Annotated in this window: 22 protein-coding genes; 14 read left to right on the plus strand and 8 right to left on the minus strand. The window is 58.1% G+C overall.

The features are described from left to right. From KGB23_RS20105 to KGB23_RS20115, 3 genes are all read right to left on the minus strand, one after another. Positions 1 to 250: hypothetical protein (locus tag KGB23_RS20105; RefSeq protein WP_223432322.1), on the minus strand; the 250-nt coding region annotated here is incomplete at its 3' end. A gap of 77 nt (positions 251 to 327) precedes the next feature. After that, positions 328 to 1,548, minus strand: a complete 1,221-nt coding sequence (locus KGB23_RS20110; protein WP_223432323.1) for a CaiB/BaiF CoA transferase family protein — start codon at positions 1,546 to 1,548, stop codon at positions 328 to 330. Between the two features lie 13 nt (positions 1,549 to 1,561). Beyond that, positions 1,562 to 2,743, minus strand: coding sequence for an acyl-CoA dehydrogenase (locus KGB23_RS20115; RefSeq protein WP_223432324.1), 1,182 nt, complete (start codon positions 2,741 to 2,743; stop codon positions 1,562 to 1,564). Positions 2,744 to 2,900: 157 nt separating this feature from the next. Here KGB23_RS20115 and KGB23_RS20120 point away from each other — a divergent pair, with 157 nt between their 5' ends. From KGB23_RS20120 to KGB23_RS20170, 11 genes are all read left to right on the plus strand, one after another. Then, a complete protein-coding gene (locus tag KGB23_RS20120; RefSeq protein WP_223432366.1) occupies positions 2,901 to 3,800 on the plus strand; it encodes a LysR family transcriptional regulator in 900 nt (299 codons plus the stop codon). 435 nt (positions 3,801 to 4,235) lie between these two features. Beyond that, positions 4,236 to 5,357, plus strand: coding sequence for a Re/Si-specific NAD(P)(+) transhydrogenase subunit alpha (locus KGB23_RS20125; protein ID WP_223431503.1), 1,122 nt, complete (start codon positions 4,236 to 4,238; stop codon positions 5,355 to 5,357). Between the two features lie 15 nt (positions 5,358 to 5,372). Further along, positions 5,373 to 5,696 (plus strand): NAD(P) transhydrogenase subunit alpha, encoded by a 324-nt coding sequence (locus KGB23_RS20130; RefSeq protein ID WP_003187010.1) that lies wholly within the window; start codon positions 5,373 to 5,375, stop codon positions 5,694 to 5,696. Beyond that, the gene (locus KGB23_RS20135; protein ID WP_064675292.1) at positions 5,696 to 7,132 is read left to right on the plus strand and encodes an NAD(P)(+) transhydrogenase (Re/Si-specific) subunit beta; all 1,437 of its coding nucleotides are present in this window, start codon (positions 5,696 to 5,698) and stop codon (positions 7,130 to 7,132) included. Before KGB23_RS20130 ends, KGB23_RS20135 begins: the two co-directional genes overlap by 1 nt. Before the next feature lie 180 nt (positions 7,133 to 7,312). Next, positions 7,313 to 8,806 carry an acetyl-CoA hydrolase/transferase family protein gene (locus KGB23_RS20140; RefSeq protein ID WP_223432325.1) on the plus strand — a complete coding sequence of 498 codons (1,494 nt, stop codon included), beginning with the start codon at positions 7,313 to 7,315 and terminating at the stop codon, positions 8,804 to 8,806. 319 nt (positions 8,807 to 9,125) lie between these two features. Then, the gene (locus tag KGB23_RS20145) at positions 9,126 to 9,341 is read left to right on the plus strand and encodes a DUF1127 domain-containing protein (protein WP_008154465.1); all 216 of its coding nucleotides are present in this window, start codon (positions 9,126 to 9,128) and stop codon (positions 9,339 to 9,341) included. A 258-nt stretch (positions 9,342 to 9,599) separates the two neighbouring features. Beyond that, the gene (locus KGB23_RS20150; RefSeq protein WP_223432326.1) at positions 9,600 to 9,809 is read left to right on the plus strand and encodes a DUF1127 domain-containing protein; all 210 of its coding nucleotides are present in this window, start codon (positions 9,600 to 9,602) and stop codon (positions 9,807 to 9,809) included. A gap of 145 nt (positions 9,810 to 9,954) precedes the next feature. Continuing rightward, positions 9,955 to 10,272, plus strand: coding sequence for a DUF2388 domain-containing protein (locus tag KGB23_RS20155; RefSeq protein ID WP_008044656.1), 318 nt, complete (start codon positions 9,955 to 9,957; stop codon positions 10,270 to 10,272). 107 nt (positions 10,273 to 10,379) lie between these two features. Next, complete coding sequence (locus KGB23_RS20160; RefSeq protein WP_223432327.1) at positions 10,380 to 10,697, plus strand: DUF2388 domain-containing protein; 318 nt, start codon at positions 10,380 to 10,382, stop codon at positions 10,695 to 10,697. 27 nt (positions 10,698 to 10,724) lie between these two features. Beyond that, the gene (locus tag KGB23_RS20165) at positions 10,725 to 11,045 is read left to right on the plus strand and encodes a DUF2388 domain-containing protein (protein WP_129439590.1); all 321 of its coding nucleotides are present in this window, start codon (positions 10,725 to 10,727) and stop codon (positions 11,043 to 11,045) included. Next, complete coding sequence (locus KGB23_RS20170) at positions 11,042 to 13,003, plus strand: DUF4105 domain-containing protein (RefSeq protein ID WP_223432328.1); 1,962 nt, start codon at positions 11,042 to 11,044, stop codon at positions 13,001 to 13,003. The genes KGB23_RS20165 and KGB23_RS20170 overlap by 4 nt, the downstream gene beginning before the upstream one ends. 50 nt (positions 13,004 to 13,053) lie before the next feature. Here KGB23_RS20170 and KGB23_RS20175 read toward each other — a convergent pair whose 3' ends face one another. From KGB23_RS20175 to trpB, 3 genes are all read right to left on the minus strand, one after another. Further along, a complete protein-coding gene (locus KGB23_RS20175; protein WP_223432329.1) occupies positions 13,054 to 13,206 on the minus strand; it encodes a hypothetical protein in 153 nt (50 codons plus the stop codon). Between the two features lie 121 nt (positions 13,207 to 13,327). Then, the gene (gene trpA, locus KGB23_RS20180) at positions 13,328 to 14,140 is read right to left on the minus strand and encodes a tryptophan synthase subunit alpha (RefSeq protein ID WP_046044842.1); all 813 of its coding nucleotides are present in this window, start codon (positions 14,138 to 14,140) and stop codon (positions 13,328 to 13,330) included. Continuing rightward, positions 14,140 to 15,375: a tryptophan synthase subunit beta gene (gene trpB / locus KGB23_RS20185; protein ID WP_223432330.1), complete on the minus strand. Its 1,236-nt coding sequence runs from the start codon at positions 15,373 to 15,375 to the stop codon at positions 14,140 to 14,142. Before trpB ends, trpA begins: the two co-directional genes overlap by 1 nt. Positions 15,376 to 15,501: 126 nt before the next feature. On the opposite strand from trpB, the gene KGB23_RS20190 reads away from it, so the two are divergent. After that, positions 15,502 to 16,395, plus strand: a complete 894-nt coding sequence (locus KGB23_RS20190) for a LysR family transcriptional regulator (protein WP_223432331.1) — start codon at positions 15,502 to 15,504, stop codon at positions 16,393 to 16,395. Here the strand turns inward: KGB23_RS20190 and KGB23_RS20195 are convergent. Then, positions 16,392 to 16,718: a YqjD family protein gene (locus KGB23_RS20195; RefSeq protein ID WP_095126738.1), complete on the minus strand. Its 327-nt coding sequence runs from the start codon at positions 16,716 to 16,718 to the stop codon at positions 16,392 to 16,394. The two genes, KGB23_RS20190 and KGB23_RS20195, sit on opposite strands and share 4 nt — an antisense overlap. A gap of 155 nt (positions 16,719 to 16,873) precedes the next feature. Between KGB23_RS20195 and KGB23_RS20200 the strand changes: the two genes are divergently transcribed. Both KGB23_RS20200 and KGB23_RS20205 read left to right on the plus strand, forming a co-directional pair. Then, positions 16,874 to 17,089: a dodecin gene (locus KGB23_RS20200; RefSeq protein ID WP_008027736.1), complete on the plus strand. Its 216-nt coding sequence runs from the start codon at positions 16,874 to 16,876 to the stop codon at positions 17,087 to 17,089. A 122-nt stretch (positions 17,090 to 17,211) separates the two neighbouring features. Further along, positions 17,212 to 17,433, plus strand: a complete 222-nt coding sequence (locus tag KGB23_RS20205; RefSeq protein WP_150657848.1) for a DUF1161 domain-containing protein — start codon at positions 17,212 to 17,214, stop codon at positions 17,431 to 17,433. A gap of 68 nt (positions 17,434 to 17,501) precedes the next feature. On the opposite strand, the gene KGB23_RS20210 is transcribed toward KGB23_RS20205, so the two are convergent. Next, complete coding sequence (locus KGB23_RS20210) at positions 17,502 to 18,503, minus strand: LLM class flavin-dependent oxidoreductase (protein ID WP_046044846.1); 1,002 nt, start codon at positions 18,501 to 18,503, stop codon at positions 17,502 to 17,504. Between the last annotated feature and the right edge of the window lie 215 nt (positions 18,504 to 18,718).

Raw genomic sequence — 18,718 nt, forward strand, 5'->3', positions numbered from 1 at the left:
CGTTACTCGCTGCTGTCAACACCTCTTTTGTTCCGCTTTCGACCGAGAAGATCGAATCGTCAATCAAGCTAAACCACCCTGCCTGACCGACTCCTTCTGGGCTTCGATGACCTGAAGCAACTCGCTGCCGAAAACTGCGTAACTCATTGTTTACCAAGGAGTTTTCCGTTTCGACTGCGCCGGAAGTGGGGCGAATTATAGACTTCCAGAATCTGTCGTCAACCCTTAATTGCGCTTTTCTATCAATCACTTGCTGAACGCCGGAAAACAGCCCGTTTCCTCTCTATGTAGGAGAGTAAAACCACTCCCCCTATATAGAAGAAATCCTCAGAGCACCCCGGCCTCTTTGAATGCCGCCACAGCACCAGCATCCAGACCCAACACCCGCTGCAGAACCTCCAGCGTATGCTCCCCTAATAGAGGAGGCGCATTGCGATACTCCACAGGTGTTTCGGACAGACGAATCGGACTCGCCACCTGCGGCACCATCCCGGCCAGCACATGAGGCAGCTCGATGGCCAACCCACGCGCCTTAACCTGAGGATCCGCAAACATCTGAGCCAGATCATTGATAGGCCCGCACGGCACACCTGCTTGCTCCAGCTGCAGCACCCACTCAGCAGTCGTCTTGAACACCGTCGCCTGGCGGATAAGCGGAATCAACACCGCACGATTCGTCACCCGCAACTTGTTGGTCGCAAAGCGTGGATCATCCGCCCACTGCGGCTGACCTGCCACTTCAGCAAACTTGCGGAACTGCCCGTCATTACCCACGGTGAGGATGAAATCTCCATCCGCCGTAGGAAAGTCCTGATAAGGCACGATATTCGGATGAGCATTACCCAAGCGCTTCGGAGCATTGCCCGTAGTCAGGTAATTCATTGCCTGGTTGGCCAGGCAAGCCACCTGAACATCCAGCAGCGCCATATCAATATGCTGACCGCCACCGTCATGATCCCGATGCGCAAGCGCTGCAAGGATCGCCACGGTCGAATAGAGACCGGTCAAAATGTCCGTCAGCGCCACGCCGACTTTCACCGGCCCGGCGCCCTCATCCCCTTCGGGTCGCCCCGTCAGACTCATCAGACCGCCCAGGCCCTGGATCATGAAGTCATAACCCGCGCGCTTGGCGTAAGGGCCCGTCTGACCAAACCCGGTAATCGAGCAATAGATCAGATTCGGATTGATCGCCTTTAGAGACTCATAGTCCAAACCATATGCCGCCAGCCCACCGACCTTGAAGTTCTCGATCAGGATGTCCGACTTCGCCGCCAGATCACGCACCAGCTTCTGCCCTTCAGGCCGGGTGAAGTCGATGGTGACCGATTGCTTGTTGCGATTGGCCGACAAGTAATAGGCGGCCTCGCTAGTGTTCTCGCCATAAGCGTCTTTAAGGAAGGGAGGCCCCCAGGCGCGCGTGTCATCGCCATTACCCGGGCGCTCGACCTTGATCACTTCGGCGCCAAGGTCAGCAAGGATCTGCCCGGCCCAAGGCCCGGCCAGCACCCGCGATAAATCCAGTACCCGTAGATGCGAAAGCGCGCCCATGGCCGTTCTCCTATTAATAGAACGCCTGGATGCCGGTCTGCGCACGACCGAGAATCAGTGCGTGGACGTCGTGTGTACCTTCATAGGTATTCACCACTTCCAGGTTGACCAAGTGGCGAGCAACACCGAACTCATCGGAAATACCGTTACCACCCAGCATGTCGCGCGCCATGCGAGCAATGTCCAGGGACTTGCCGCAGGAGTTGCGCTTCATCATCGAAGTGATCTCGACCGCTGCAGTACCTTCATCTTTCATACGACCCAGACGCAGGCAACCTTGCAGCGCCAGGGTGATTTCAGTCTGCATGTCGGCCAGCTTCTTCTGGATCAGCTGAGTGGCGGCCAATGGGCGACCGAACTGCTTGCGATCCAGAGTGTACTGGCGAGCGGTATGCCAGCAGAACTCGGCAGCACCCAGCGCACCCCAGGAGATGCCATAGCGTGCGGAGTTGAGGCAGGTGAACGGACCTTTCAGACCGCGCACATCCGGGAAAATGTTTTCTTCAGGGACAAACACGTTGTCCATGACGATCTCGCCGGTGATGGATGCACGCAAGCCGACCTTGCCGTGAATCGCCGGAGCGCTCAGGCCTTTCCAGCCTTTCTCCAGAACGAAGCCACGGATGTCACCCGCATCGTCCTTACCCCATACGACGAACACATCGGCGATCGGGCTGTTGGTGATCCACATCTTGCTGCCGGTCAGGCTGTAGCCGCCTTCCACTTTGCGTGCACGAGTAATCATCGCGCCTGGGTCGGAGCCGTGGTCAGGTTCGGTCAGACCAAAGCAACCGATCCATTCACCCGAGGCCAGTTTCGGCAGGTACTTCTGCTTCTGGGCTTCGGTACCGAATTCATTGATCGGCACCATGACCAGCGATGACTGCACGCTCATCATCGAGCGGTAGCCGGAGTCGACGCGCTCGACTTCACGGGCGATCAGGCCGTAGCTGACGTAGTTCAGACCGCTGCCGCCATACTGTTCAGGGATGGTCGCGCCCAACAGACCTATTTCGCCCATCTCGCGAAAGATCGCCGGGTCGGTCTTTTCATGGCGGAAAGCTTCGAGAACACGCGGCGCGAGCTTCTGCTGAGCGAATTGCTCAGCGGTGTCGCGGATCATGCGTTCTTCTTCGGTGAGCTGTTGATCCAGCAGCAGGGGATCGATCCAGTTGAAGCTAGCTTTACCGCCCATGAGTGTGTCCTCTCGAATCGTGTCAAATAACGTGGGCTGATCCTAGGCCGGGTTCGGCATTACGGCAAACGAGGATTTTGCATACTGTTGTGCTAATTTCTCACTCCGAAACATCGCAAAATAGCTTTTATGCGATGTATTAGTGAGGTTGACGTACATGCGCAGGAAAATTCCCAGCACAACGGCGCTGATCAGCTTCGAAGCGGCAGCTCGCCACGAAAGTTTTACCAAGGCAGCTCAGGAGCTTTCTCTCACTCAGGGCGCCATTTGCCGACAGATCGCCAGCCTTGAGGAGTTCCTCAGCGTAGAACTGTTCCGACGCTCGCGACGCGGAGTCAAGCTGACGGAGGCCGGTCTTTCCTACAGCCGCCGGGTGGCCACCCAACTCGATGCCGTTGAACGAGACACCTTGTCAGTGATGGGCCAGCAAGGTGCCAACGTGATCGAGCTGGCGGTGGTTCCAACCTTCGGCACTCAATGGCTGCTGCCACGACTCAAGGACTTCCAGCAAAAACACCCGGAAGTGACGGTCAACCTCACCAACCGAACGCGCCCGTTCCTGTTTGCCGACACCGACTTCGATGCCGCGATCTATTTTGGCGATGCGGACTGGTCGGGTACTGAATCCCACAGGCTGATGGGCGAAAATCCGATGCCGGTGTGCAGCCCCAATCTCATGGGGAAAAAGACAACCCTGTCTCCCGGCGACATCGCCGAATTGCCCCTGTTGCAGCAGACCACCCGCCCTTATGCCTGGCGTCAGTGGTTCAACTCCCAAAACCTTAATATCCCTCGAGACATGACAGGGCCGCGCTACGAGCTATTCTCCATGCTTGCCCAAGCGGCCATGCACGATATGGGAATAGCGCTGATTCCACCGTTCCTGATTCAACGTGAACTGGCCGAGAAGCGCCTGGTCATTGCCAACGCCCAGGAGTTATCAAGCATCAAGGCGTATTACTTGATGATTCCCGAGCGAAAGGTCGAATCGGCCTCTTTAAGGGCATTTCGCGATTGGCTGGTCAATCAGGCACAGAGCTACAGCCTAGAAGGATAAAGGCCTCGCCTGATTAGCTGACCTCGTAGTCAGTAAACCAAAAGCACTACAGATATAAGTATTTGTCGCATATTCGAAGACTGTACCGACAAGCAGTACAAACGTCCCACAAGAGCCTGAAAACGTGGCCTTGAGCCTCTATTGCGGAGCAATAACGACTCATTCACCTGACCGATGCGTAAATTCTTCAATTTTTACAAGAATCCTTACAAGGCACGGCCTGCAAGGGATTGAACTGGGTAGTTGCGACATTCGGTCACGGGGTGACTTGTAGTTAATTTTCCGTCACCCGTCATAAACCCTTGAAGGGCACTAAGTTCGCCTGCAAAATGCCGCGCCCCGCCCTGATTTGGCGGGATCGTGCTGATCGGCCGCCCCAGCCGCACCATCCGAAGTGCCTGGGTTTACTCAATAAGATCACGCAGGAGATTTGACGTGCACATTGGTGTTCCTCTCGAAACCCAGACCGGTGAAACACGGGTTGCTGCAACCCCGGAAACCATCAAGAAGCTGATCGGCCAGGGGCATAAGGTCACTGTGCAAAGCGGCGCCGGCATTAACGCCAGCGTTGTCGACAGTGCCTATGAAGCGGCCGGCGCAATTATTGGCAGCGCCAATGACGCGTTGGGTGCCGAGCTGATTCTCAAGGTGGTCGCCCCCAGCGACAGCGAACTGACGCTGATTAAAAGCGGCACCGTTGTGGTGGGCATGCTCAACCCGTTCAGCAATGAAACCATTGCCAAGCTGGCTGAGTGCGGCATTACCGCTTTCGCACTGGAGGCCGCGCCGCGCACCTCCCGCGCTCAGAGCCTGGATGTGCTGTCCTCCCAAGCCAACATCGCCGGCTATAAAGCCGTGTTGCTGGCCGCTCACCACTATCCACGCTTCATGCCGATGCTGATGACTGCTGCGGGTACCGTGAAAGCGGCACGGGTGCTGATTCTCGGTGCTGGCGTGGCTGGTTTGCAGGCGATCGCTACGGCGAAACGTCTGGGTGCAGTGATCGAAGCGTCTGACGTACGTCCTGCGGTCAAAGAGCAGATCGAATCCCTCGGCGCCAAGTTCGTCGACGTGCCTTACGAGACCGATGAAGAGCGTGAATGCGCCGTCGGTGTCGGCGGTTACGCACGACCAATGCCCGCCAGCTGGATGCAACGTCAGGCCCTGGCCGTGCACGAACGCGCCAAGCAGGCTGACATCGTCATTACCACCGCCCTGATCCCGGGCCGCAAGGCACCGACGCTGTTGAGCGCGGAAACCGTGGCACAGATGAAGCCAGGCTCGGTGGTCATCGACCTCGCTGCAGCCCAGGGCGGCAACTGCCCTCTGACCGTGGCTGACCAGGTCGTGGTCGAGAATGGCGTGATCATTTGCGGCCCGACCAATCTGGCCGGCGCCGTCGCGGCAGACGCTTCGGCACTGTACGCGCGCAACCTGCTGGACTTCCTGAAGCTGGTCTTCAACAAAGAAGGCCAGTTCGAGATCAACCTCGAAGACGACATCGTCGCCGCGTGCCTGATGTGCCGCGACGGCCAAGTCATCCGCAAAAACGCCTAAGCAGGGATTCAGACGATGGAAGAGCTTATCTCCCCCGGTATCTACAACCTGATCATCTTCGTGCTGGCGATTTATGTCGGTTATCACGTGGTCTGGAACGTTACACCTGCACTGCACACGCCCTTGATGGCGGTGACCAACGCGATCTCGGCGATCGTGATCGTCGGCGCCATGCTGGCGGCGGCGTTGACCGTAACGCCACTGGGCAAGACCATGGGCACCCTGGCCGTGGCGCTGGCGGCGGTGAACGTATTTGGTGGCTTCCTGGTGACCCGGCGCATGCTGGAAATGTTCAAGAAAAAAGCCCCAAAAGCCGTAAAAGAAGAGGCGCCTAAGTAATGAGCATGAATCTTGTCACGACGCTCTACTTGATCGCGTCGATCTGCTTCATCCAGGCCCTCAAAGGCCTGTCGCACCCGACTACGTCGCGGCGCGGCAACCTGTTCGGCATGCTTGGCATGGCGCTGGCCATCCTGACCACCGTGGGCCTCATCTATAAGCTCGGCGCAGAGCTGGCCACCGCCGGGATCGGCTACGTCATCGTCGGCCTGCTGGTCGGCGGTACCGCCGGGTCGATCATGGCCAAGCGCGTTGAAATGACCAAGATGCCGGAACTGGTCGCCTTCATGCACAGCATGATCGGTCTGGCCGCGGTGTTCATCGCCATTGCGGCAGTGGTCGAGCCGCAGTCGCTGGGCATCGTCAAGCAACTGGGTGATTCCATTCCGGCCGGTAACCGCATGGAGCTGTTCCTTGGCGCAGCGATTGGTGCCATCACCTTCTCCGGTTCGGTAATTGCCTTCGGCAAGCTGTCGGGCAAGTACAAGTTCCGTCTGTTCCAGGGCGCACCGGTACAGTTCAGCGGTCAACACAAGTTGAACCTGGTGTTGGGCCTGGCGACGCTCGGCCTGGGCATCACTTTCATGCTGACCGGCAACCTCGGCGCCTTCGCCCTGATGCTGGCCCTGGCCTTCGTGATGGGCGTGCTGATCATCATCCCGATTGGCGGCGCGGACATGCCGGTGGTGGTGTCGATGCTCAACAGCTACTCCGGCTGGGCAGCGGCGGGCATCGGCTTCTCGCTGAACAACTCGATGCTGATCATCGCCGGTTCGCTGGTGGGTTCGTCCGGTGCGATCCTCTCGTACATCATGTGCAAAGCGATGAATCGTTCTTTCTTCAACGTACTGCTCGGCGGTTTCGGCGGTGCAACGGAAACCGCAGGCCCCGCTGGCGCCAAGGAAGCTCGTCCGGTGAAGTCCGGCTCGTCCGATGACGCCGCGTTCCTGCTGACCAATGCCGACACCGTGATCATCGTGCCGGGCTATGGCTTGGCGGTGGCACGTGCCCAGCACTCGCTGATGGAACTGGCGGAGAAGTTGACTCACCGTGGTGTCACTGTGAAGTTTGCGATCCACCCGGTCGCCGGGCGGATGCCAGGGCACATGAACGTCCTGCTGGCCGAGGCCGAAGTACCTTACGAGCAAGTGTTCGAGATGGAAGACATCAACTCCGAGTTCGGTCAGACCGACGTGGTGCTGGTGTTGGGCGCCAACGATGTGGTCAACCCGGCGGCGAAGAACGATCCGAAATCGCCGATTGCCGGCATGCCGATCCTCGAGGCCTACAAAGCCAAGACCGTCATCGTCAACAAGCGCTCGATGGCCAGCGGCTATGCCGGCCTGGACAACGAGCTGTTCTACCTCGACAAAACCATGATGGTCTTCGGCGACGCCAAGAAAGTCATCGAAGACATGGTCAAAGCCGTCGAGTAAAACCTGCTCCAGCGCAATACCCAAAACCTCAGCCTTTAGTAGGCTGGGGTTTTTTATTGCCCGCTAAAAACCGACCAAAGGCTCTAAATCGGGGCTCTGCATTCGACCATGGTAGCGGGAGGAATTTTTTTGAAGTCACTAGACTGCACACCTTGCTTTCGTTGCCCGAGATGACAATCCATGTACCGTGATCGTATTCGCTTGCCTTCGTTGTTGGATAAAGTGATGAGCGCCGCTGACGCCGCCGCTCTGATTGAGGATGGCATGACCGTCGGCATGAGTGGCTTCACTCGCGCCGGCGAAGCCAAAGCCGTGCCCCACGCATTGGCCGAGCGCGCCAAAATCACCCCGCTGAAAATCACGCTGATGACCGGCGCCAGCCTGGGCAATGACCTCGATAAACAGCTCACCGAAGCCGGCGTATTGTCACGACGCATGCCCTTCCAGGTCGACAGCACCCTGCGCAAAGCCATTAACGCCGGCGAAGTGATGTTCATTGACCAGCATCTGTCGGAAACCGTGGAGTCGCTGCGCAATCAGCAACTCAAGCTGCCGGACATCGCGGTGATTGAAGCCGTGGCGATCACCGAGCAGGGCCATATCGTGCCGACCACGTCGGTGGGTAACTCGGCCAGCTTCGCGATTTTCGCCAAACAGGTGATCGTCGAGATCAACCTGGCGCACAACCCGAATCTCGAAGGTCTGCACGACATCTATATCCCGACCTATCGGCCGACCCGCACACCAATTCCACTGGTAAAGGTCGACGATCGCATTGGCAGCACTGCCATCCCGATCCCGCCGGAAAAGATCGTCGCTATCGTGATCACCAATCAGTCCGACTCGCCGTCCACCGTACTGCCGCCGGACGTTGATACCCAGGCCATTGCCGACCACCTGATCGACTTCTTCAAGCAGGAAGTGGCTGCCGGGCGCATGACCAACAAGCTCGGCCCGCTGCAAGCCGGGATTGGCAACATCGCCAACTCGGTGATGTGCGGGCTGATCGACTCGCCGTTCGAAGACCTGACGATGTATTCCGAAGTGCTTCAGGACTCGACCTTCGACCTGATCGACGCCGGCAAGCTGAGCTTTGCCTCGGGCAGCTCGATCACCTTGTCGAGCCGTCGCAATACCGATGTTTTCGGCAACCTTGAGCGCTACAAGGACAAACTGGTCCTGCGCCCGCAAGAAATCTCCAACCACCCGGAAGTGGTGCGCCGGCTCGGCATCATCGGCATCAACACGGCGCTTGAGTTCGACTTGTACGGCAACGTCAACTCCACCCACATCTGCGGCACGCGGATGATGAACGGCATCGGTGGCTCGGGCGACTTTGCGCGCAATGCGCATTTGGCGATCTTCGTAACCAAATCGATCGCCAAGAGCGGCGCGATTTCCAGCGTGGTGCCGATGGTCAGCCACGTCGATCACACTGAACATGACGTCGACATCCTTGTCACCGAGATCGGTCTGGCGGACTTGCGTGGCCTGGCGCCGCGAGAACGCGCTCGAGTCATCATCGACAACTGCGTGCACCCGGACTATCGCCAAGCCCTGGATGACTACTTCACAGCCGCTTGTGCACTCGGCGGGCACACGCCGCATATCCTGCGTGACGCCCTGAGCTGGCACATAAACCTGGAAGAAACCGGGCGGATGCTCGCGGTGTAATTGGTACAGATAGCAGCTGACGCAAACACAGTTTCGTCAGCTCGCTGTTGCCAGACTAAATCCTGAATAAAACTGTACTGCTGTACCGGTCTTTTCCTACTGTAATTGCCTACCTTTTCGAGTCAATCAGCCAAAAATGCACCATGTCAGTGCAGATAGGTACAGTTTCCTCAATTTTGACCAGTACACCACCCTTTAACAGTTAACTGGTCCCTCACAATACAGGTGAACTGTATCTAGAGAGACTGGCCAAACGAGAGGATCATTGGCATCAGTTAAACCACTACCTAATCCCGCCATAAGCGGAAGGATGTCAACCATGGAACGTACACTCAGTTCCGAGCTGTTTTTCGAAGACAACGCTGTAAAAACCCAGGCCTCCACGCCTCTTCGCGTTCTCGCCAACCTGATGCTGTGGCAGCGCCGCATCTCCAGCCGCCATCAACTGGCTCGTCTGGATTCGCGTCTGCTGGCTGACGCAGGGATTAGCGAAGCACAACGCTACGAAGAGCTGAGCAAGCCGTTCTGGCGCTAAGTTAGCGTCGCTGGCTCTGACCCACCGGGTCCACCGCCAGCACTCCAAATTGAAAAAACAAAGCCCGTCGTGGGAAACCACGACGGGCTTTGTCGTTTTGGACCCTCGACATGGGTCATACAGAATAGATACCGCTTTATAGGTACAGTTTTACTATTTAAACAACTGAACCAGTACAATTTAAGCGCAGTGTGTCTGTTGCGGAAGAGAGGACGGGATCACCATGAGATCCCGAACTGCCCGCTAAAGGACTGCGCCATGAATCGCTTACTGGATGTTTCCGTTTCCACGCCTCAATCAACGCCTCGCTCCCACTGGGTTCGTAGATTGCTCAGGGGCCTCGCCAACAGCCTGGAAAGGGCACGAACCCGGCGTTTATTGGGCCAACTTGATGACCGGCAACTCTCAGACCTGAACATCAGCCAGGCGGATCGTCTCAACGAATTGGATAAACCGTTCTGGCGTTAGCTTCCTGCTTGAACAGACGGGACTGTGCGAACCGATACTCATAGGCCTAATATCCAGATTGAACGTGGCGAACGCTGCATGATTGGCGTCTGATTCAACAGACACTGCGCCATCTCTCAATCGGTTTTCCCAAAGGAGTTTCACCATGTCCCGTCTTCGTCTGCTCAGCGCTGCAGCCTTGCTTGCCGTGGCCGCCAATTCCCACGCCACCAGCTTTATCGTGACCACCGATGCCGTCGTCGGCGCGCTCAAGGCCACGTCCGATGCGACCTCCGATGTCACTTCTTCCTTTCGCGATGACAAAATCGTGCGCGCCGCCCGTGACGACGCCGCCAGCTTCGTGGCCAGCGAAGGCGCCATTCGTGGCGTGAAACTGGAAAGCGCACTCGACCATATTCGCCACCAGGCACCTCAGCTGAACGCGACTGATGCACAACTGGCGCAAGCCATACTAACGATCTAAGCGACATCACTGACGTGGGACACGCCCGCCGTGTCCCAATGTTTCGGCGCTGGCTCTAGATCGGGCGTTGCGCTAGCCTTGCGACTCGCCTTCAACTATCGAGTCTCATGCGTTTTCTTTCAAATCTGTTGATCTCTCCGCTTTTCGTGGCAGCCTGCTGGGTGGGCTCGGTCCATGCCTATGACGCCTTCAATCTGTCTACACAAGGCATCGTGGCTACCGGCTACGCCACAAGCATGGTGACCTCCGCCCCCTTCGACCGTAAGCTGCTAGTCACGGCACACGATGACGCTGCGGCGTTCATCGCCAGTGACGGCCAACTGCTAGGAGCACAACTGGAGTCTGCCCTGATTTATCTGCGCCGGACCCAGCCAAAACTTCGTGCCAGCGACCTTGAACTGGCGCAGGCAATTCTCGTCCAATAGTTATCCTTGTTCTTGCGGAGTCGTTCCATGCGTAGCCCCCTGATTGTTGCCGCCCTTGGCCTGCTGTTATTGGCCGATGTGACTCAGGCGCACACCCTGGTTGCCACCAGTAACATCCTCATCAACGCCACCCGGCGCACCCTTGATTTTACTTCCGATACCACGACGTCCATTCGTGACTCGAAGATCGTTCGTGAAGCCCACGACGATGCAGCCAGTTTCGTTGCCAGCGATGGCGACATTCGTGGCGCGCACCTGGAAGCGGCCTTCACCACATTGCGCACCCGCGTACCGGAAGCCCGCGACGCCAGTGATCAGGTTCTCGCCGAAGCCATCCTCGCACTGTGAGGTCGCCAGGCGCCTGGCTGTTGGTCGGGGTCATGTTGCTGCTCGGCAACACGGTCCAGGCTGACTTGCAATTACGGCTCAAGACCGACGGCCTCAGCCCCGCTCAACAACAGGCCAGTCAGACGTTGCTCAATGAAGCCATGCAGGCGCTGCCGCCGCGGTTCATCGAGCAGCTCGACCGACGCATCGACGTCGGCTGGACCGATGACATGCCGAGCAACGCTTACGGCCAGGCGTCGCTGATATCCGAGCTCGATCTGAATCGCAACCTGCTTGCCAGCCTCACTGATGGCAGCGCCGCGACCAAAAAGACTTACCGTCCCCATGGCACCGTGCGCCGCGAAATGCTGGCCACGGTGTTGCACGAACTCACCCACATCTATGACCGCTCGCGCCTGTGGCCAGACGCGGAGCGCACGCTGATTCAACGCTGCACCCGGCGCAACAGCAGCTCAGGGCTGATTGGCATTCCCGATCAATGCCGCGGCCAGTCCGACCGACGCTTTACGCTCAGTGACGACCCGCACCTGCTCGACCTCGCCGGCTGGCCACAGTATGTCGGTCGTCGTGGCGAGCGCGAACAGTACAACCGGCAAATTGCCCGCAGCCCGGACATTTACGAGACGAGCAGCCCCAAGGAGTTCGTCGCGGTCAACATGGAATATTTCCTTCTCGACCCGGCCTACGCCTGTCGCCGTCCTGCGTTGTATCGCTACTACAAAGAACATTTCGGCTGGGCGCCCGCGGCTAAAGACACCTGCGGCAAAACCTTCTCCTTTCTCAATGCCGGCAATGATTTCGCCAAAACGCCACTGGGCCAGGTCGATCCGGAACGGGTCTACGCCGTCGACTATCTGCTAGCTGAAGCCAACCAGAACTGGGTCAGCCGCTGGGGTCACAGCATGTTGCGGCTGGTGATCTGCGCACCCGGTCGCCCCCGTGGGCCGGATTGTCGACTGGATCTGGATCAGCATCTGGTGTTGTCCTACCGCGCCTTCGTCGGTGACGTGCAACTGTCGAGCTGGGACGGATTGGTGGGCAAATACCCGTCGCGCCTGTTTGTCCTGCCGCTGGCGCAGGTGATCGACGAATACACCAAGACCGAACTGCGCAGTCTGGCTTCGGTGCCGCTGAACCTGTCGCGTAGCGAGATCGAAGACGTGGTGGAACACGCCGCCGAAATGCACTGGAGTTACGACGGCAACTACTTCTTCCTGTCCAATAACTGTGCTGTAGAGGGCCTGAAGTTACTGCGTAGCAGTACCAACAATACAAAACTGGTCGGGTTGGACAGCATCATGCCCAACGGATTGCTGGAAGTACTCAAGGGCCGCGGACTGGCGGACACCAGCGTGCTGGACGATCCCCGCGAAGCGCTGCGCCTGGGCTACCGATTCGACTCCTTCCGCGATCGTTATCAAGCGATGTTCGAAGTGCTGAAGAAGCACTTACCGATAAAGCAGGAAAAGGTCGAAGACTGGCTCTCATTAAAAGCTGAAGAGCGCCGGCAATGGATCGACCAAGCCGATTTGCGCACCAGCGCAGCCTTGCTGTTATTGGAGCAGGCAGCCTTCCGTCAACAATTGGTGCTGGCCCAGGACGAAGTAAAACAACGTTATCTGGGCGCTCGGGAATTGAAGAACGGCGGCATGGACAAGGCCAACGCGACCTTGCAGCAAATTCTTGCCAACAGCGGCTTCCTCAGCCGTCCGGCGGAGTTGCTCGGCACCGGCGGTTATGGATTACCGCAGCCAAGTGAGTGGCAACGGCTGGAGTCGGAAAGCAGCCTGCGGCAGAAGCAGCTTCAGGCTCTCACAGGCGATCTGGACAAAGAGGTGAGAGCGCTGCTCGAACCGAGCCGTGCAGCCGAGATGGCCGCCAATGAAGCCAACCTGAAGCAGGTTGGCGAGCATCTGAGGAAGTTGCACAAGGCTGCGGGCGGGTTGGAGTTGCCGTAACCAACAGGCTTCGCGGCTAATCCGCGAAGCCTTCAACACCTACCTGCTATTCAAAGCACCCCTTCGAGAATTTCATAAACGATCCCGGTTCCTACGGCGATCAGCTCAATGTCGTCGCGCTGATCAGCACTCGCATTCAGCAACGGGGTGGCACTGAGCATCAACACACCCAGGCTGGCCATCAGACGTTTCGGCATTTTCATTGGGTCTTTCCTCACCGCACATACAGCAAAAAGGGCTTCAGAACGTAGTCCTGAAGCCCTCGGTCTTGCTGTTTAGTCTGTACCGCGAGGCTCTAATTCCTCTGTATCAGGAACTTTACCTTCAGCTGACGCGGGCTTTACGCACGCCTTCGGCCAGCGCCGAGCAAAGGCTCAACACGCCATCAACTGCCTGATCCGGCGTTGACGCATTGGCGATGTGATCGATCAACGCCGAACCCACCACCACGCCATCAGCCAGACGCGCGATGGACGCCGCTTGCTCCGGTGTACGAATACCGAAACCGATGCTGATCGGCAGATCGGTATGGCGACGAAGACGCGCAACGGCTTCTTCAACATGCTCCAGCGTCGCCGCGCCCGCACCGGTCACACCGGCAACAGACACGTAATAGACGAAGCCGGAGCTGCCGTTCAGGACGGTCGGCAGACGTACATCATCAGTCGTCGGGGTGGTCAGACGGATGAAGTCCAGACCGGCAGCCTGGGCCGGATCGCACAGTTCGCCGTTATGCTCCGGCGGCAGATCGACCACGATCAGACCATCAACGCCGGCCTCTTTGGCGTCGGCGATGAAGCGCGGCACGCCATACATGTGAATCGGGTTGAAGTAACCCATCAGCACCAGCGGCGTCTCGGTATTGCCCTCACGGAACTCGCGAACCATTTGCAGGGTTTTCGCCAGGTTCTGTTTGGCGCCGAGGGCGCGGATGTTGGCCAACTGGATTGCCGGGCCATCGGCCATCGGATCGGTGAAGGGCATGCCCAACTCGATCACGTCGGCACCGGCGCCAGGCAGGCCTTTGAGGATCGCCAGAGAGGTGTCATAGCTCGGGTCGCCAGCGGTCACGAAGGTCACCAGGGCGGCACGATTCTGTTCCTTGAGTTCGGCAAAACGCGTTTGCAGGCGGCTCATCAGTGTTTCTCCTGCTTGGACTGCTCTTGTTGAGAGTTTTCCATGTGGTGCATCACGGTTTGCATGTCTTTGTCGCCACGACCGGACAGGTTGACCACCATCAGGTGATCCTTCGGCAGGTTCGGTGCGCGCTTGAACACTTCGGCCAAGGCATGGGCGCTTTCCAGTGCAGGAATAATCCCTTCCAGACGGCAGCATTTGTGGAACGCATCGAGGGCTTCGTCGTCGGTTACCGAGGTGTACTGGACGCGGCCGATGTCATGCAACCAGGCGTGTTCCGGGCCAATGCCTGGATAGTCGAGGCCGGCAGAGATCGAGTGAGCGTCGATGATCTGACCATCGTCGTCCTGCAGCAGGAAGGTACGGTTGCCGTGCAGTACGCCCGGTACACCGCCGTTCAGGCTGGCCGCGTGCTTGCCGGTTTCGATGCCGTAGCCGGCCGCTTCAACGCCGATGATCTCGACGCTTTTGTCGTCGAGGAACGGGTGAAACAGGCCCATGGCGTTGGAGCCGCCACCGATGCACGCCACCAGGCTGTCCGGCAGACGACCTTCCTGGTCCTGCAGTTGCGTACGGGTTTCTTTGCCGATAACGGCCTGGAAGTCGCGAACCATCGCTGGATAAGGGTGCGGACCGGCCACAGTGCCGATCAGGTAGAAGGTGCTGTCGACGTTGGTCACCCAGTCACGCAGGGCTTCGTTCATCGCATCTTTCAGGGTGCCGGTACCGGCCACGACCGGGATTACTTCGGCGCCCAGCAGCTTCATGCGAAATACGTTGGCCTGCTGACGTTCGATGTCAGTGGTGCCCATGTAAATCACGCAATCGAGGCCAAAACGCGCAGCCACGGTGGCGGTCGCCACGCCGTGCATGCCAGCACCGGTCTCGGCGATGATGCGTTTCTTGCCCATGCGCCGCGCCAGCAGGATCTGGCCGATGCAGTTGTTGATCTTGTGCGCGCCGGTGTGGTTCAGCTCTTCGCGCTTGAGGTAAATCTTCGCGCCGCCGCAGAATTCTGTCAGACGTTCGGCAAAGTACAGTGGGCTTGGGCGACCCACGTAGTCGCGCTGGAAGTAGGCCAATTCTTCTTTGAATGCAGGATCATCCTTGGCCAATTCGTATTCACGGGCCAGATCGAGGATCAACGGCATCAGGGTTTCGGCGACGTAACGGCCGCCGAACGCGCCAAACAGGCCGTTGGCGTCGGGGCCGTTGCGCAGATTAGTCTGGGTCATGGGTCGCTCCAGTTGAATGCGTGGGATGATGCTTTTGAAGAGAGAGTGGGCTTCACTCTACCCCTGACGCCTCAGGCTGAAAACCGATAAGATCGCTGCAACCTGTCAGGAAAACTCACAGATCTCATGAGCCATGACCTTCCCCCGCTGAACGCCCTTCGGGCCTTCGAAGCCACTGCACGCCTGAACAGCGTCAGCAAGGCCGCCGAACAGCTGCACGTCACCCATGGTGCGGTCAGCCGGCAACTCAAGGTGCTTGAAGAACACTTGGGCGTGAGCCTGTTCATCAAGGATGGTCGCGGCCTTAAACTCACAGATGCCGGCATTCGTTTGCGCGATGCCAGCGGCGAGGCGTTCGAGCGTTTACGGACTGTGTGTGCAGAGCTGACCCAAAGCACCGCCGATGCACCGTTCGTACTGGGTTGCTCGGGTAGCTTGTTGGCACGCTGGTTTATTCCCAGGTTGGGACGATTGAATACCGACCTGCCGGACCTGCGCCTGCACCTGTCGGCTGGCGAGGGTGATCTCGATCCACGTCGCCCGGGGCTGGACGCTTTGCTGGTGTTTGCCGAGCCACCGTGGCCAGCGGACATGCAGGTCTATGAGTTGGCGAGCGAACGGATCGGCCCGGTCATGAGCCCGCGATTCGCGGGCTACGAACGACTGCAAAATGCACCGCCCGCAGCGCTGCTGAGCGAGCCAGTGCTGCACACCACTTCACGCCCTCAGGCCTGGCCAAGCTGGGCGCAGCAAAGTGACCTCGACGCCAAAGCATTGATGTACGGACAGGGTTTCGAGCATTTGTATTATTTGCTGGAGGCAGCAGTGGCCGGCCTGGGTGTGGCGATTGCGCCCGAGCCGCTGGTGGCCGAGGACTTGAAGGCCGGGCGCCTGGTTGCCCCATGGGGCTTCAGTGAAACCCCGGCGCAACTGGCGTTGTGGCTACCCAAGCGCGCCGCGGACGGGCGCGCTCGGCAACTGGCGCAGTGGCTCAAAAACGAGCTGCGCCAGACAGATTAGTCACCACGTTTGAACAGCAGATAAGCCGCGAGCAGACCCAATGCACCGACAGCCACACCCGCTGTCGTCCAAGGGTGTTCCTGGGCGTAGTCGCGCGTGGCAATCCCGGTTTCACGGGTTTTGACTTTGACGTCTTCGTACGCATCGCTGAGCAGATGGCGCGAATGCTTCAGCGCGTTCTCGGCGTTGCTTTTCAAGGCTTTAAGGGTTTTACGCGACTCGTCCGAGGCGTCGTCCTTCAGGTTTTCCAAAGACTTCAGCAGACTCTCGATCTCGGCTTCCATGCTTTGCAATGAGGCTTTACGTAAAGAGGTGTTGGCCATGGTGGCTCTCCTGCATTGATTGAGTTGCGTGTGTTGGTTGGGACTTCAGGGGTTCGAGAAAGTGCAGTAAATCTGAACTTCCACTTCGGATTGACCGACAGAAGTAATACGAAAAATCACTGCTAGTCTGTATTTCACACCCTGAGGAGAACGCCATGACTGACCATCACACCTACAAGAAAGTCGAACTCGTCGGCTCGTCCACCAGCAGCATTGAAGACGCCATCAACAACGCACTGGCCGAGGCCAGCAAAAGCCTCAAATATATGGAATGGTTTGAAGTGACCGAAACCCGCGGGCACATCAAGGACGGTAAGGCAGCGCACTTTCAGGTGACGCTCAAAGTCGGGTTCCGGATTGCCAGTAGCTGAGTTTGAGCTAGTCTTCTGAGCCTGCGCGCTGGCCGAGCGCCATAGGGAATGGCAAAGCGCTACATATTTACATCCGGCTGATTGCTGGGTGCCCCTATTGACCCGACCAGGGAATGCGACCGATGAAGAATTTTATTTTGGCGGTAGGATTGTTGAGTCTTGCGGGAACAGCCCTGGCTCAGGGCAAGTCGTGTGAAGAGCTAAAAGCCGAAATCGCCGCGAAACTGGATGCCAAGGGCATTGCTGGTTATACACTTGAAATCGTTGATAAAGGCACCGCTGCTGGCGGGAAAGTCGTCGGCACTTGTGAAAAAGGCTCCAAGGTAATCGTCTATACGAAGTAGGCTGATTACTGCGCATATGAAAAAGCCGACGCAATGACGTCGGCTTTTTTGCGCTCGCTACTTGAGCGTCAGCCCTTCATGACCTGGGCCAGCAGCTCATAAGAGTGCACGCGATCGGCATGTTCATACAGGTCGCAGGTAAAAATCAGCTCGTCCGCCTGGGTCTGCTCGATCAGCACTTCCAGTTTGGCGCGGATTTTCTGCGGACTGCCAACCATCGCCAGACCAAGGAAATCGCCGACCGCCTCTTTCTCATGAGGCAGCCACAGGCCGTCCATGGTTTTTACCGGAGGACGTTGCACCAGGCTCTGGCCACGCATCAACGCAAGGATGCGCTGATAGACCGAGGTCGCCAGATAATCGGCCTGCTCGTCGGTGTCTGCAGCCACCAACGGCACACCGAGCATCACGTAAGGCTTATCCAATATTGCTGAAGGCTTGAAGTGGTTGCGATAGACGCGAATGGCCTCATGCATGAAGCGCGGTGCGAAATGTGAGGCGAAGGCGTAGGGCAAACCGCGTTCACCCGCCAGTTGTGCGCTGAACAAACTGGAGCCCAGCAGCCAGACGGGGACATTGGTGCCGGTGCCTGGCATTGCGATGATCCGCTGGTCCGGAGTACGTGGGCCGAGGTAACGCATCAGTTCGGCAACATCTTCCGGGAAATCGTCGGCGCTGCCAGAGCGTTCACGACGCAAAGCGCGGGCGGTCATCTGGTCGGAACCGGGTGCACGGCCCAGGCCCAGGTCGATCCGGCCCGGGTACAGACTTTCGAGCGTGCCGAACTGCTCGGCGATCACCAGCGGCGCGTGGTTTGGCAGCATCACACCGCCCGAGCCAACACGAATGGTCGAGGTGCCGCCCGCCAGGTAGCCAAGCAGTACCGAAGTCGCCGAACTGGCAATGCCGTCCATGTTGTGGTGTTCGGCAACCCAGAAACGGTTGTAGCCGAATTTTTCGACGTGCTGCGCCAGGTCCAGGGAATTGCGCAGCGACTGGGCCGCGCTGCCGTTCTCCCGCACGGGCACCAGATCGAGGGTCGAGAACTTGATATCGGACAGTCGTTTCATAAGCCTGCTTCTCCAATTGAGGGCGCAGGTTTTTTCTTACAAACGAAAACCTGCCGAATCTATAAGCGTGATTCATGCAATGAGGGCATATACCCGAGTTTCAATGGCAGAGCCAAAATTCCTACGAAATAAGAGGACCGATCAGATCAGGTGAACTTTGCATCACGGTCTATCCTCAGAACCCTAGCAACCGAAAACCACAAAGGCGCGACGCT

The organism is Pseudomonas sp. GL-B-26, from assembly GCF_019947405.1.
In the GTDB taxonomy this organism is placed as follows: Bacteria; Pseudomonadota; Gammaproteobacteria; order Pseudomonadales; family Pseudomonadaceae; genus Aquipseudomonas.

What these genes read in the sequence shown, in the direction of transcription:
- KGB23_RS20110 (WP_223432323.1), bottom strand. Translation starts at nt 1,548, where the DNA reads ATGGGCGCGCTTTCGCATCTACGGGTACTGGATTTATCGCGGGTGCTG.
- KGB23_RS20115 (WP_223432324.1), bottom strand. Translation starts at nt 2,743, where the DNA reads ATGGGCGGTAAAGCTAGCTTCAACTGGATCGATCCCCTGCTGCTGGAT.
- KGB23_RS20120 (WP_223432366.1), top strand. Translation starts at nt 2,901, where the DNA reads ATGCGCAGGAAAATTCCCAGCACAACGGCGCTGATCAGCTTCGAAGCG.
- KGB23_RS20130 (WP_003187010.1), top strand. Translation starts at nt 5,373, where the DNA reads ATGGAAGAGCTTATCTCCCCCGGTATCTACAACCTGATCATCTTCGTG.
- KGB23_RS20135 (WP_064675292.1), top strand. Translation starts at nt 5,696, where the DNA reads ATGAGCATGAATCTTGTCACGACGCTCTACTTGATCGCGTCGATCTGC.
- KGB23_RS20140 (WP_223432325.1), top strand. Translation starts at nt 7,313, where the DNA reads ATGTACCGTGATCGTATTCGCTTGCCTTCGTTGTTGGATAAAGTGATG.
- KGB23_RS20145 (WP_008154465.1), top strand. Translation starts at nt 9,126, where the DNA reads ATGGAACGTACACTCAGTTCCGAGCTGTTTTTCGAAGACAACGCTGTA.
- KGB23_RS20150 (WP_223432326.1), top strand. Translation starts at nt 9,600, where the DNA reads ATGAATCGCTTACTGGATGTTTCCGTTTCCACGCCTCAATCAACGCCT.
- KGB23_RS20155 (WP_008044656.1), top strand. Translation starts at nt 9,955, where the DNA reads ATGTCCCGTCTTCGTCTGCTCAGCGCTGCAGCCTTGCTTGCCGTGGCC.
- KGB23_RS20160 (WP_223432327.1), top strand. Translation starts at nt 10,380, where the DNA reads ATGCGTTTTCTTTCAAATCTGTTGATCTCTCCGCTTTTCGTGGCAGCC.
- KGB23_RS20165 (WP_129439590.1), top strand. Translation starts at nt 10,725, where the DNA reads ATGCGTAGCCCCCTGATTGTTGCCGCCCTTGGCCTGCTGTTATTGGCC.
- KGB23_RS20175 (WP_223432329.1), bottom strand. Translation starts at nt 13,206, where the DNA reads ATGAAAATGCCGAAACGTCTGATGGCCAGCCTGGGTGTGTTGATGCTC.
- trpA (WP_046044842.1), bottom strand. Translation starts at nt 14,140, where the DNA reads ATGAGCCGCCTGCAAACGCGTTTTGCCGAACTCAAGGAACAGAATCGT.
- trpB (WP_223432330.1), bottom strand. Translation starts at nt 15,375, where the DNA reads ATGACCCAGACTAATCTGCGCAACGGCCCCGACGCCAACGGCCTGTTT.
- KGB23_RS20190 (WP_223432331.1), top strand. Translation starts at nt 15,502, where the DNA reads ATGAGCCATGACCTTCCCCCGCTGAACGCCCTTCGGGCCTTCGAAGCC.
- KGB23_RS20195 (WP_095126738.1), bottom strand. Translation starts at nt 16,718, where the DNA reads ATGGCCAACACCTCTTTACGTAAAGCCTCATTGCAAAGCATGGAAGCC.
- KGB23_RS20200 (WP_008027736.1), top strand. Translation starts at nt 16,874, where the DNA reads ATGACTGACCATCACACCTACAAGAAAGTCGAACTCGTCGGCTCGTCC.
- KGB23_RS20205 (WP_150657848.1), top strand. Translation starts at nt 17,212, where the DNA reads ATGAAGAATTTTATTTTGGCGGTAGGATTGTTGAGTCTTGCGGGAACA.
- KGB23_RS20210 (WP_046044846.1), bottom strand. Translation starts at nt 18,503, where the DNA reads ATGAAACGACTGTCCGATATCAAGTTCTCGACCCTCGATCTGGTGCCC.